We start from the raw sequence: 12835 nt of genomic DNA, 5'->3' as shown, positions 1-12835 counted from the left end.
CCCACCCTACGTTCACTGGGCCGCCGCAAGCCTGGCGGCCGAGTCGGCGTCCACGCACGCCTGGATGACCGGGTCCAGCTCCCCGTCGAGCACCTGGTCCAGGTTGTACGACTTGAAGCCGACGCGGTGGTCGGAGATGCGGTTCTCCGGGTAGTTGTACGTGCGGATCCGCTCGGAGCGGTCGACCGTCCGCACCTGGCTGCGGCGCGCGTCCGAGGCCTCTTTGTCCGCCTCCTCCTGCGCCGCGGCGAGCATCCGGGCGCGCAGGATGCGCATGGCCTGCTCCTTGTTCTGGAGCTGGCTCTTCTCGTTCTGGCAGGACACCACGATGCCGGTCGGCAGGTGGGTGATCCGCACCGCCGAGTCGGTGGTGTTGACGGACTGCCCGCCCGGCCCGGAGGAGCGGTACACGTCGATCCGCAGGTCTCCGGAGCTGATCTCGACGTCGACGTCCTCGGCCTCGGGGAGCACCAGGACGCCGGCCGCGGAGGTGTGGATACGGCCCTGTGACTCGGTGGCGGGCACCCGTTGCACACGGTGCACGCCCCCCTCGTACTTCAGCCGCGCCCAGGGACCGCGGCCGGGCTCCGGCGTGCCCTTGCTCTTCACCGCGACCTGGACGTCCTTGTAGCCGCCCAGGTCGGACTCGTTGCCCTGAATGAGCTCGGTCCTCCAGCCCACCCGCTCGGCGTGCCGCAGGTACATCCGCAGCAGATCCCCGGCGAACAGCGCGGACTCGTCCCCGCCCTCCCCGGCCTTGATCTCCAGGATGACGTCCTTGTCGTCGGTCGGGTCGCGCGGCACCAGCAGCAGCCGCAGCCGGTCCGTCAGCTCTTCCCGGCGGCTCTCCAGGTCCTTGACCTCGGCAAGGAACTCCGGCTCCTCGGCCGAGAGCTCGCGGGCCGTCGCGAGGTCCTCACCGCAGCTGCGCCACGTCCGGTAGGCGGCGATGACCGGGGTCAGCTCGGCATAACGCTTGCTGAGCCGCCGCGCGTTCCCCTGGTCGGCGTGGACCGTGGGATCGGCGAGCTGCCGCTCGAGGTCGGCGTGCTCGCCGATGAGTTCCTCGACCGCCTCGAACATCGTGTGGGCTCCTGGGGAGAAGGTGGTGCGGTGGCTGGGTGGAGCGGAGGGGAGCCGCAGACCGGCCCCGGGCAGGCGGGCGGGCTCAGGACGTGGCGTGGGCCCGTGAGCCATCGGCGCGCGGGCCGAAAAAAGCGCCGGTCCGGCCGCTCCGTGCGGAGCGGCCGGGCCCGGCGCCAGGCAGTCGCTACTGCTTCGCGGCTCCGGCCTTCTTGCCGAAGCGCGCCTCGAAGCGGGCCACGCGGCCACCGGTGTCGAGGATCTTCTGCTTACCGGTGTAGAAGGGGTGGCACTCGGAGCAGACATCGGCACGGACGCGGCCCGAACCGACGGTGCTGCGAGTGGTGAACGAGGCGCCGCAGGTGCAGCTGACCTCGGTCTCGACGTACTCCGGGTGGATGTCGCGCTTCACGGTGTCTCCTAGATTCGGGAGGGCGCCGGGTCGCTCCGCCGTGTGCGTCGCGTGAACCGGGGCCGACGCTCCAGTCTGCCAGCACTGGACGTGATAGCCAAAACGGCGACGGGGCGCTTCTTGTTCCCGCGCCCCCCGCGATTCCTCCGCGGTGCCCCCGCGCGCGGGGGCACCGCACGCCGCGTCCGCGCCCCTCAGCGGGCGGCGGGAGGCACACTCTCCTCAACCGGTCCCTGCGTCCCGTCCTCCTCGACGAGGTCCTCCGCCTCGGTGTCCTCGGCCACCGAGCCGCGGGTGGCCTCCGGCGGGACCGGCTCGTCCCGGCGGAGTGCGGCCCACACCATTCCGGTCTGCGGTTCCAGGGGGACGACGCGGTTGCGGTCCCGTTCGTCGTACTCGACCGGGAGGGTCACCAGCTGGAGGTCGTCGGCGTCGATGCCGCGCAGCAGGCCGGCCAGGGAGGCCAGCCTGGGGACGGACGCGAGAGCGGTGTCGGTGGTGACGGCCGCGGTGGCGGTGTCGGCGAGGTCGTACAGCTTCCGGGGGCTGTCGGCCACCCCGACGCTCGCCGCCTTCTCCGCGAAGGCCCGGATGAAGGCGTGCTGGAGCTGTATGCGGCCCAGGTCGCTGCCGTCGCCGACGTTCTTCCGGGTGCGCACCAGGGCCAGCGCCGCTTCCCCGTCCAGCGTCTGGGTGCCGGCCTCCAGGTCCAGGTGGCTGTCCTCGTCCTGGATGTCCCTGGTCAGGGTGATGTCGACGCCGCCGAGCGTATCGACGATCTTCTCGAAGCCCTGGAAGTCGATCTCGACGTAGTGATCCATCCGGATCCCCGTCATCTTCTCCACGGTCGCAACGGCACAGGCCGGACCGCCGACGGCGTACGCCTCATTGAACATCGCCTCGTCCTCCGCCGGGGCGATGCTGCCGTCCTCGCGGCGGCACTCGGGGCGGGGCACCAGGGTGTCGCGCGGCACGGAGACGATGGAGGCGGACTCGTACCCCTCGTTGACGTGCACGATCATCGCGGTGTCGGCACGGGCGCCGTCGTCCCCCTCGTCCCCCTCGTCACTGTCGCCGCCGCCGTCCCCGGTCCGGGCGTCGGAGCCCAGCACGAGGAGGTCCAGCGAGCCGTCCGGCACGTCCTGCGGACGGTCGGTGCCCAGCGCCGCCTCGATGTCGACGTCGGAGATGTTTCCCTCGAACCGGAGATAGAGAGCGGTGGCCGCGACGGTACCCAGCAGGACCGCTCCCGCGGTGGCGAGTACTGCGATGCGCAGACCCCGGTGGCGCCGGCCGGACCGCTTGCGGCGGCCGCCGGTGGAATGTATGAGCCCGCCACGGCGGGTCTGCTCCCCCTCACCGGCCGGGCTCTGCCCGCCCTCCGAAGGAGGAGTCGGGTCCGCCATGATCACCTCAGCTTCCCACCGCGCCGTGCGGCGGTGTGCGCGACCGCGGTGTGCGCGACCGCATTTCCGTCGTCTGTCCGACACGCACGCCGCTGCGAAAGGTTGCACAGCTCCGGACCACGCTGGTGAATCAATCCTGGGCATTCGTGAGGTCACCTGCCCGGGACCGCGGCCCGCATTCCCATTGTGCCCTGTCACCCGACCGGCCGCCCCCGCCACCGCAATGGCCGCGGGGACACAGGCGTCACGGAGAGCGACCGGGCGGGCTCCGGGCCGGGTACACCGCGAGGGCCGCTCCGCCCAGGGGGTGAAGCAGCCCTCACGTACCGGCCGGCCGGGAGGCGCGTGCGCCCCCGGCCGGCGGAACACCCGTCCGTCCCGCCGGGTCAGTCACCGTTCCCGGGAGACGGAGTGTTCTTCTGAATCTGCATCAGGAACTCGGCGTTGGACTTGGTCTGCTTCATCTTGTCGAGCAGCAGCTCCATCGCCTGCTGCGAGTCGAGTGCGTGCAGCACCCGGCGCAGCTTCCAGACGACGCCCAACTCCTCGCCCCCCATGAGGATCTCCTCACGGCGGGTACCGGAGGCGTCCACATCGACGGCCGGGAAGATCCGCTTGTCGGCGAGCTTCCGGTCGAGCTTGAGCTCCATGTTGCCGGTGCCCTTGAACTCCTCGAAGATCACCTCGTCCGCCCGGGAGCCGGTCTCCACCAGCGCGGTGGCCAGGATGGTCAGCGAGCCGCCGTCCTCGATGTTCCGCGCCGCACCGAAGAACCGCTTCGGCGGGTACAGCGCGGTCGAGTCGACACCACCGGACATGATGCGGCCGGAGGCCGGGGCCGCCAGGTTGTAGGCACGGCCAAGACGGGTGATGGAGTCCAGCAACAGGACTACGTCGTGGCCGAGTTCGACCAGCCGCTTGGCCCGCTCGATCGCCAGCTCCGCCACCACGGTGTGGTCCTCGGCCGGACGGTCGAAGGTCGAGGAGATGACCTCGCCCTTGACCGACCGCTGCATGTCGGTGACCTCTTCGGGACGCTCGTCGACGAGGACGACCATCAGGTGGCACTCGGGGTTGTTGCGGGTGATGGAGTTGGCCATCGCCTGCATGATCATGGTCTTGCCCGCCTTCGGCGGGGAGACGATCAGACCGCGCTGGCCCTTGCCGATCGGGGCGACCAGGTCGATGATCCGGGTGGTCAGCGCGCCCGGCTCACTCTCCAGGTGCAGCCGCTCCTGCGGGTACAGCGGCGTCAGCTTGTTGAACTCCGGGCGCCCGCGGCCGGCCTCGGCCTCCATCCCGTTGACCGAGTCGAGGCGGACCAGAGCGTTGAACTTCTCCCGCCGTTCGCCGTCCCGCGGCTGCCGGACGGCTCCGGTGACGTGGTCGCCCTTGCGCAGGCCGTTCTTGCGGACCTGCGCGAGCGAGACATACACATCGTTGGGGCCGGGCAGGTAGCCGGAGGTCCGCACGAACGCGTAGCTGTCCAGAATGTCCAGGATGCCGGCCACCGGGATCAGTACGTCGTCCTCGGAGACCTGCGGCTCGCTGAAGGACTCCTCGCGGCCTCCGCGGCGTCCGCGCCGGTCACGGTAACGCCCCCGTCGGCCACGCCGGCCGCCGTCGAAGTCGTCGTCCCGGTTGTCCCGGCCACTGCGGCCACCGCCCTGGCCCTGCTGGCCCTGACCCTGACCCTGCTGGCCCTGACCCTGGCCCTGCTGGCCCTGGCCCTGACCTTGCTGGCCCTGGCCGGAGCCCTGACCCGAGCCCTGACCGCCTCCGGCGCTCTTGCCACGGCGGTCACGGTCACGCTTGGCCTGCCGGTCCTGCTGCCCGGCATCGCCCTTGACGCCGTCGCGCTCCCGTTTCGGGCCGTCCTTCTTCGCCCCGGCGCCACCGTCACCACGGCCGGCGTCGTTCCTGGGGGCATCAGCCCTGGGCGCCTCCTGCGGGGGGGCCTCGGCCCCGGCGGGCTCGGCGTTCGCACGAGCAGATCGCTCCTCGGTCTGGCCGGGGATCTCGCCCTGCTCTGCGGCAGTGCCCGCGTCTCCCGTGCGGGCCCGGGAGGTCGTACGGCGCTTCGGCCGCTCGGTCTCGGCAGCAGCGGCGGGGGCCGCGGCGGGTTTCGCTTCCGCGCCCGCCGACCCCGCGTTCTGCCTCTCCTTGATGACCTCGATCAGCTGGCTCTTGCGCATCCGCGCGGTGCCCTTGATGCCGAGGCCGGAGGCCACTTGCTGCAGCTCCGCCAGCACCATGCCCTCGAGGCCGGTGCCGGCACGCCGACGCCGCGGTGCGCGGCCGGCAGGAGCGTCCGTCGCGGACGCGGGGGCATCACCGGCAGTCTTGGCGGCGCTTTCGGCACTCACGCCCATCAGATCGGTGGTGTCGCTCACGAAGGGTCCTTCCCTGGAGCGGACGTCGGCCTTTCTGGCTCGGCGACCGGTCGTGCTGTCCGGCTGCGGTCCTGTGGAGGGGACCGGGCCGGGGCGGTGGTCCCGCCTGCTCATTGCGGCGGAGAGATCAATTCAAAGACGGTGCGGAAGGATCGCCAGGGATCATCGCACCGGTTCCGGAGCGTGCTCGGCACTGCCAGGCAGGCTGCTGAGGCAGTGGGAGGCTCCCGGAAGAAAGGTGGTCCCAGCACAGTGGAACCCCGGAGTACCGCGCCATCGGATGGGCCGACGCACAGAAAGCGCCGACCGGCCCCCGAGGGACGGTACGTGCAGACTTGAGATTAACACTACCGGATACTGCGGATATTCCCCCTCTCCCTACCCCGCTGCGGACTCCGCAATCGCCTCACTCACCGGCTCCGGTCAGCGGCAGCACTCCCGCACCGTCCAGATCCAGCGCCAGCCGATTCGCGGTCCAGCCCTCCCCCGCGAGCCGGGACACCCGGTCCGCGGCGTCGTCCTTTGCGAAGGCGAGCACGGTGGGGCCCGCTCCCGAGATGACGGCCGGGACCCCGTCGGCGCGCAGCCGGGCCACGAGCGCGACGCTCCCGGGCATCGCGGGAGCCCGGTACTCCTGGTGCAACCGGTCCTCGGTGGCGGGCAGCAGGAGGTCGGGGCGCCTGGTCAGCGCCTCCACCAGCAGCGCGGCCCGGCCCGCGTTGAGCGCCGCGTCGACGTGCGGCACGGTACGCGGGAGCAGCCCGCGGGCCATCTCGGTGAGCACCGGCTTCGACGGTACGAAAACCACCGGGACCACGGAATTGTCCGGCTCCATCCGGACGGCCCGGACGGCTCCGGCGTCGGTCCACGCGAGGGTGAACCCCCCGAGCAGACAGGCCGCGACGTTGTCCGGATGCCCCTCGATCTCGGTGGCGAGCCCGAGCAGCGCGGCGTCGTCGAGCTTGCTCTCCCCGCCCGTGGTCACCGCCCGGGCGGCAACCAGCCCCGCGCAGATGGCGGCCGAGGACGAGCCCAGGCCACGGCCGTGCGGGATGCGGTTGGCGCAGACCACCTCGAGCCCGCGCGGCTGCCCGCCGAGCGCGTCGAAGGCGGTGCGCAGCGAACGCACCAGCAGGTGCCGTTCGTCCCGGGGCAGGGTGTCGGCCCCCTCACCCGCGATGTCGATGTGCAGCCCGGAGTCCGCCACCCGGACGACGACATCGTCGTACAGGCCGAGGGCCAGGCCCAGGGCATCGAAACCGGGGCCGAGGTTCGCGCTGGTCGCGGGCACCCGCACCCGGATGGCTGCGGCGCGGAAGGCGGGATGGGCCATCGCTCGATGACTCTCCTTGGTGTTGTGCGGTGGGTTCCGAAGAGGCAGCGCTGCGCATCCCGCAGCGCCCCGCCGGAGCGCCGCCGGCCCGCATACAGTCCGTACGCGAGCAGCACACTGCCCCGGAACAAGGGTCAGCCTATCGAAGGAAGGTTCAGGCGCGACACAGGGTGTGCACCGAGTGTGGTGCGCCCCTGCTCAGGCCAGGTCGAGACGCTGCGCGGCGACGTCGGCGTCGATCGGCACCGTGATCGGCTGCGGCGCGCCGGCGACCGCCCAGTCGGGGTCCTTCAGGCCGTTGCCCGTGACGGTGCAGACGATACGCTGACCGGGGTCGACCCGGCCCTCCTCGGCCGCCTTCAGCAGCCCGGCGACGGAGGCCGCGGAGGCGGGCTCCACGAACACCCCCTCCTGAGCGGCCAACAGCCGGTAGGCGGACAGAATCTGACGGTCCGTCACCTCGTCGATGAGGCCGCCCGACTCGTCCCGGGCCTGCTCGGCCTGTGTCCAGGAGGCCGGGTTGCCGATGCGGATGGCGGTGGCGATGGTCGCCGGCTCCTTGACCGGCTCACCCCGCACGATCGGGGCCGATCCGGATGCCTGGTAGCCCCACATCCGGGGGGTCCCGGTGGCCGGGCCGTCAGCGGCGTACTCGCGGTAACCCCTCCAGTAGGCGGTGATGTTGCCGGCGTTGCCGACGGGCAGGACGTGGATGTCGGGAGCGTCGCCGAGCATGTCCACGATCTCGAAGGCCGCGGTCTTCTGCCCCTCGATGCGCGCCGGGTTGACCGAGTTGACCAGCGCCACCGGATACTTCTCCGACAGGCTGCGGGCCAGCGTCAGGCAGTCGTCGAAATTGCCGTCGACCTGCAGAATCTTCGCGCCGTGCACCAGAGCCTGGCCCATCTTGCCCAGGGCGATCTTGCCCTGCGGCACGAGCACCGCGCAGACCATCCCCGCCCGCACCGCGTAAGCGGCGGCGGAGGCGGAGGTGTTGCCGGTCGAGGCGCAGATGACGGCCTGCGCGCCCTCCTCCTTGGCCTTGCTGATGGCCATGGTCATGCCGCGGTCCTTGAAGGACCCGGTGGGGTTGGCGCCCTCCACCTTGAGGTGGACCTCGCAGCCGGTGCGCTGGGAGAGCACCTGGGCCACCACCAGCGGCGTCCCGCCCTCCCGCAAGGTCACCACAGGGGTGTCCGGGCCGACGGGAAGCCGGTGCCGGTACTCCTCGATCAGGCCGCGCCACTGGCGGCTGGTGGTCTGGCTGGTTTCCATGACGTCCACGGTCTTCCCTGGCTTCTCTGCTCGGCCACGCTGCCCCGGCCCTGTCCGGCTTTCTCGGTCCTGCTCCGCCGCCCCGGCCCGCCGGCCGATGGGCCGCGCGGCTACTCGCCCTCGACCCGCATGATGCTCGCGACACCACGCACGGTATCGAGGGTACGCAGTGCTTCCACGGTTGCGCTCAGCGCTGCGTCCGGTGCCCGGTGGGTGACGACGACCAGCGACGCCTCACCGTCCTTGCCGGTCTGCCGCACGGTGTCGATGGACACCCCATGGTCGGCGAAAACCATGGCGCACTGGGCGAGCACGCCCGGCTTGTCCGCCACGTCCAGGCTGATGTGGTAGCGGGTGACGACCTCGCCCATAGGGCTGACCGGCAGCTGCGTGTAGGCGGACTCGCCAGGGCCGCGGGCGCCCGTGAGCTTGTTGCGGCAGGCGGCCACCAGATCACCGAGCACGGCCGAGGCGGTGGGCGCGCCGCCCGCACCGGGACCGTAGAACATGAGCCGGCCTGCGGCGTCGGCCTCGACGAACACCGCGTTGTACGCCTCCCGGACGGAGGCCAGCGGATGGGTCAGCGGGATCATCGCCGGGTGCACCCGGGCGGTCACCGAACGCCCGTCGGCCGCACGCTCGCAGATGGCGAGGAGCTTGACCGTGCAGCCCATCCGGCGCGCGGAGGCGATGTCGGAGGAGGTGACCTCCGTGATGCCCTCGCGGTGCACGTCGTCCAGCCGCACCCGGGTGTGGAAGGCGATGCCGGCCAGGATCGCGGCCTTGGCGGCGGCGTCGAAGCCCTCCACGTCGGCCGTCGGGTCGGCCTCGGCGTATCCCAGGGCGGTCGCCTCGTCCAGCGCCTCGCCGTAACCGGCGTTGCCCGCCTCCATCCGGTCGAGGATGAAGTTGGTGGTGCCGTTGACGATGCCGAGGACCCGGTCGACCCGGTCCCCCGCCAGCGACTCCCGCAGCGGGCGGAGCAGCGGGATCGCCCCGGCGACGGCCGCTTCGTAGTACAGGTCGGCGCCGTACTTCTCGGCCGTCTCGTGGAGCGCGGGACCGTCCTCGGCGAGCAGCGCCTTGTTGGCGGTCACCACGCTGGCGCCGTTCTCGAACGCGGTGGTGATCAGGGAGCGGGCGGGCTCGATGCCGCCGATCATCTCCACCACGACGTCGATGCCGCCGCGGCCGGCCAGCTCGGCGGCGTCGGTGGTGACCAGCCCGGCCGGGACGCCCTCCCGCAGGCGGTCCGGGCGCCGCACGGCGATGCCGGCCAGCTCGACCGGGGCACCGATCCGGGCGGCGAGGTCGTCGGCGTGCTCCGTCATCAGGCGGGTCACCTGCGTGCCGACGACTCCACAGCCCAGCAGCGCCACCTTCAACGGCCGCGTACGCACCATTCGACCTCGCCTCTCGATTGCACGGAAACTCCAGTCTCACGCACGGGCGGAAGAACCCTCCGTGCGGTTCAGCATCCGAGATTCCCCGGCCGTCCGCGGACCCGCGGGGGCCGGAGCGTCCCGGTGAGGACGAGGCTACGGCTTCCGGACCCCGGCCGTCGTCAGCCGACGTCGAGCCGCAGCAGGTCCTCCTCGGTCTCCCGGCGGACGATCACCCGGGAGGTCCCGCTGTTCACCGCCACCACCGGCGGGCGCGGCACATGGTTGTAGTTGCTGGCCATGGAACGGCAGTACGCGCCGGTGGCCGGGACCGCCAGCAGGTCGCCGGGGGCCACGTCCGCGGGCAGGTAGGCGTCCCGCACCACGATGTCCCCGCTCTCGCAGTGCTTGCCGACCACCCGGGCGAGCATCGGAGGGGCCTGCGAGGACCGGGACACCAGGGCCACGGAGTACTCCGCGTCGTAGAGCGCGGTGCGGATGTTGTCCGACATCCCGCCGTCCACGCTCACATAGGTGCGCAGCCCTTCGAGCGACTTGATGGTGCCCACCTCGTAGAGCGTGAAGGCGGTGGGCCCCACGATCGCCCGGCCGGGCTCCACCGACAGCCGGGGCGCCGCGATCCCCGCGCTCGCGCACTCCCGGGCGACGATGTCGCCCAGGGCCTTGGCGATCTCGTGCGGCTCCCGGGGGTCGTCCTCGGAGGTGTAGGCGATGCCGAGGCCGCCACCGAGGTCGATCTCCGGCAGCTCGATGCCGTGCTCCTTCCACACCTCGGTCAGCAGCTTGACGACCCGGCGGGCGGAGACCTCGAAGCCCGCCATGTCGAAAATCTGCGAACCGATGTGGGAGTGGATCCCGGTGAGCTCCAGGCTGTCGTGGTGCAGCGTCCGCCGCACCGCCTCGGCGGCCACCCCGTCGGCCAGGGCGAGCCCGAACTTCTGGTCCTCGTGCGCGGTCGCGATGAACTCGTGGGTGTGCGCCTCGACGCCGACCGTCACCCGGATCTGCACCCGCTGACGGCGGCCCAGCCGCCGGGCGGTCGCCGCGACCCGCTCGATCTCCTGAAAGGAGTCGACGACGATCCGCCCGACGCCGGTCTCCACCGCCCGCTCGATCTCGGCGAGCGACTTGTTGTTGCCGTGCAGGGCGATGCGCTCGGCGGGCATCCCGGCGCTCAGCGCGGTGGCGAGCTCACCGCCGGAGCACACATCGAGGTTCATCCCCTCCTCGTCCAGCCAGCGCACGACGGCGCGCGACAGGAAGGCCTTCCCCGCGTAGTAGACGTCCGCCTCCGCCCCGAACGCCTCCTGCCAGGCACGGCAGCGGGCCCGGAAGTCGGCCTCGTCCAGGATGTAGGCAGGGGTGCCGTGCTCCTCGGCGAGCGCCCGGACGTCCAGCCCGCCCACCGTCACCGCCCCCTCCGGCTCGCGGGAGACGGTACGGGCCCAGACCCGCGGGTCCAGGGCGTTGAGATCGGCGGGCGGGCCCGTGTAGTGGCCCTCGGGCAGCACATCGGCGTGCCGGGGCCCGGCGGGGTGTGCGGAACGGCTCATGATCTGGTGGCTCTCTTCCGGAAAAGCTGACGCAACGTCTGACGTACTCGGAGGTGCAGGGGCAGGGGCGCGACGGTGGGCCGGCACCGCACCCGCACCGGCCCCGGCGCTGCGGGCCCCGGTACGGGAACGTGCCGCGGGGCGGCGGAAAGTCCCGGACCACAGCCCGCGACCCGCTACAGATGGCCGGGGGCGCTGATGCCCAAGCGGTGGAGGCCGCCGGCGAGCACCGTCGTGGTGGCCTGCGCAAGGGCCAGCCGCGCGCGGTGCGCGGCCCCGGGTTTCTCGTCCCCGCTGGGCAGCGCGGGACGCACCTCCCGGACCTCGGTGAAGGCATCGGCGACCGCCACCAGATAGCGGGCCGCCCGGGCCGCCGGGCCGGCGGCGTACCGCTCCCGCTCGGCCAGCAGCCCCAGCAGCTCCTCCTCGGCGGCGTGTCCGTAGCGCGCGGATTCCCCGGCCTCCGCCGGTATCCCGAGCGCCCGGCCGCCGCGCAGCAGCGCGCGCCCCCTGGCGTGGGCGTACCGCACCCGGAAGAGCGGGTTGCTCTCCCGCTGCACGAGCAGAGCGCCACCGTCGCCGGGCCCGCCGGCCGCCGCCCAGCGCGCGGCGTCCCGGGCCGGGTCCTCGGGCCGAGAGGCCGGCTCGGGCCCCCGGGCGATCTCCCGGACCACGGCGGCGCCCGCCGTCCCGTCGAGCCGGAAGGTGAGGAAGCCGGGCCCGGAGATCTCCACCGCGCTGACCCCCTCCGTGCCGAGGAGCCGGTTCCGCAGCACCGCCGCCACATCCCGGGCGGGACGCCCGGCGGGGCCGGCCAGCCGCAGCGCGATCCCGGTGGCCCAGTGCCCCTCACCGTGCGGCGGACGGCGCAGCTGCGCCCCGTCCGGCACGGTCACCTCGAGCTCACCGCTGCGGACAGCGCACCGCACGGTGTGCAGCACGGCCTCGGAGAGCTGGGCAGGAGTCACGGAGCAAGCGTACGAGAGAGCGGCGGGCAGCCCGCCGGTGGTTTCGCCAGCCGGACGGGGTACTGACTGCCGGACCGGCGCAGCCGGGCGACCAGCCGTACGAGCTCTGCCGGCTCGAAGGGCTTGAGCACCACGGCGTCCACCCCGACCGGTTGCCCGGGAGCGGCGCTGACCAGGACCAGCGGAATGTTTCGGGTGAGCGGATCGCGGCGGAGCCGCCGGGCCGTGCTCGGCCCGTCCAGCCGCGGCATGGCCCGGTCGAGGGTGATCACATCGGGCCGGTACCACTGCACGGCCTCCAGGCACTCGGCACCGTCAGCAGCGGTCACGACCTCGAAACCGTCCATCTCGAGGATGACCCTGATCAGCTGCCGGATGGCCGGGCTGTCGTCCACGACGAGCACCCGGCCCAACGTCCCTGACACGTACTCCAGGGTAGGCGGGCCCCCCGCCCCGCGTCCGGTGCTTCACCAGATCCGACTACCGGGCAGTAACCGCCGCCCCGGAACCCGGTACGGGACACCTCTTCCCAGCTGGTAAAGTTCTTCCCGTCGCCGCAGCCACGCAGCGACAACGCCCCCGTAGCTCAGCGGATAGAGCATCGGCCTCCGGAGCCGTGTGCGCAGGTTCGAGTCCTGCCGGGGGCACACACGCGAAAAACAGGCGCTGAACCGCGGAAACGCGGGCCAGTGCCTTGTCTGTGCATCAACACGACAACGGCCAACGCCACCGTGTGCACGTCCGGTCGTGCCTCAGGCAATGGCAGCGATGCCGCCATCGTCGCAGTAGACGGCCTGGTGCCGAGCAGGTCGGCGCGTTCCTCAGTGAAAGACATCACGGACCTGTCCGTCGTTCTGCCGCGGCCCTGACGGGCACCCCCGGCAACGCAGCCCGCGAAAGGCACCCCGCGGCGGGCTGCGCTGTCGCGCCGTCACCTGAACGCGTCGCCCCACGCGCGCCGTCGCCGGAGAGTGCGCAGGATCGTCACGAGGCCCGCAGCGAGCGGCGC

General features: G+C 72.2%; 10 protein-coding genes and 1 tRNA gene. 1 reads left to right on the top strand and 10 read right to left on the bottom strand.

The features are described 5' to 3' along the window. Positions 1 to 12 precede the first annotated feature (12 nt). From prfA to PJ985_RS08535, 10 genes are all read right to left on the bottom strand, one after another. Complete coding sequence (gene prfA, locus PJ985_RS08580; protein ID WP_271683000.1) at positions 13 to 1083, bottom strand: peptide chain release factor 1; 1071 nt, start codon at positions 1081 to 1083, stop codon at positions 13 to 15. A gap of 187 nt (positions 1084 to 1270) precedes the next feature. Continuing rightward, entirely contained in the window at positions 1271 to 1495 is a 225-nt protein-coding gene (rpmE, locus tag PJ985_RS08575; protein ID WP_271682999.1) for a 50S ribosomal protein L31, read from the bottom strand. Positions 1496 to 1689: 194 nt separating this feature from the next. Next, on the bottom strand, positions 1690 to 2901 hold the full coding sequence (locus PJ985_RS08570; RefSeq protein WP_271682998.1) for an LCP family protein: 1212 nt from the start codon (positions 2899 to 2901) through the stop codon (positions 1690 to 1692). Between the two features lie 386 nt (positions 2902 to 3287). Next, the gene (gene rho, locus PJ985_RS08565; protein WP_271682997.1) at positions 3288 to 5294 is read right to left on the bottom strand and encodes a transcription termination factor Rho; all 2007 of its coding nucleotides are present in this window, start codon (positions 5292 to 5294) and stop codon (positions 3288 to 3290) included. Between the two features lie 406 nt (positions 5295 to 5700). Continuing rightward, a complete protein-coding gene (gene thrB / locus PJ985_RS08560) occupies positions 5701 to 6627 on the bottom strand; it encodes a homoserine kinase (protein WP_271682996.1) in 927 nt (308 codons plus the stop codon). 198 nt (positions 6628 to 6825) lie between these two features. After that, a complete protein-coding gene (thrC, locus tag PJ985_RS08555; protein WP_271682995.1) occupies positions 6826 to 7902 on the bottom strand; it encodes a threonine synthase in 1077 nt (358 codons plus the stop codon). A gap of 110 nt (positions 7903 to 8012) precedes the next feature. Continuing rightward, entirely contained in the window at positions 8013 to 9305 is a 1293-nt protein-coding gene (locus PJ985_RS08550; RefSeq protein WP_271682994.1) for a homoserine dehydrogenase, read from the bottom strand. A gap of 161 nt (positions 9306 to 9466) precedes the next feature. After that, the gene (lysA, locus tag PJ985_RS08545) at positions 9467 to 10858 is read right to left on the bottom strand and encodes a diaminopimelate decarboxylase (RefSeq protein WP_271682993.1); all 1392 of its coding nucleotides are present in this window, start codon (positions 10856 to 10858) and stop codon (positions 9467 to 9469) included. A 176-nt stretch (positions 10859 to 11034) separates the two neighbouring features. Next, entirely contained in the window at positions 11035 to 11826 is a 792-nt protein-coding gene (locus tag PJ985_RS08540) for a DALR anticodon-binding domain-containing protein (RefSeq protein WP_271682992.1), read from the bottom strand. Further along, positions 11823 to 12251: a response regulator gene (locus tag PJ985_RS08535; protein ID WP_271682991.1), complete on the bottom strand. Its 429-nt coding sequence runs from the start codon at positions 12249 to 12251 to the stop codon at positions 11823 to 11825. Before PJ985_RS08535 ends, PJ985_RS08540 begins: the two co-directional genes overlap by 4 nt. A gap of 150 nt (positions 12252 to 12401) precedes the next feature. Here PJ985_RS08535 and PJ985_RS08530 point away from each other — a divergent pair. Then, a tRNA-Arg gene (locus PJ985_RS08530) sits at positions 12402 to 12473 on the top strand. The last annotated feature ends 362 nt before the right edge of the window (positions 12474 to 12835 follow it).

Source organism: Streptomyces sp. ACA25, from assembly GCF_028200735.1.
Classification (GTDB): domain Bacteria; phylum Actinomycetota; class Actinomycetes; order Streptomycetales; family Streptomycetaceae; genus Streptomyces.
This window is presented reverse-complemented; position numbering and strand designations above follow the sequence as displayed.

Excerpts from the sequence above, each read along its gene's own strand:
- PJ985_RS08550 (WP_271682994.1), bottom strand. The coding sequence starts at position 9,305 with ATGGTGCGTACGCGGCCGTTGAAGGTGGCGCTGCTGGGCTGTGGAGTC.
- thrC (WP_271682995.1), bottom strand. The coding sequence starts at position 7,902 with ATGGAAACCAGCCAGACCACCAGCCGCCAGTGGCGCGGCCTGATCGAG.
- lysA (WP_271682993.1), bottom strand. The coding sequence starts at position 10,858 with ATGAGCCGTTCCGCACACCCCGCCGGGCCCCGGCACGCCGATGTGCTG.
- thrB (WP_271682996.1), bottom strand. The coding sequence starts at position 6,627 with ATGGCCCATCCCGCCTTCCGCGCCGCAGCCATCCGGGTGCGGGTGCCC.
- PJ985_RS08570 (WP_271682998.1), bottom strand. The coding sequence starts at position 2,901 with ATGGCGGACCCGACTCCTCCTTCGGAGGGCGGGCAGAGCCCGGCCGGT.
- prfA (WP_271683000.1), bottom strand. The coding sequence starts at position 1,083 with ATGTTCGAGGCGGTCGAGGAACTCATCGGCGAGCACGCCGACCTCGAG.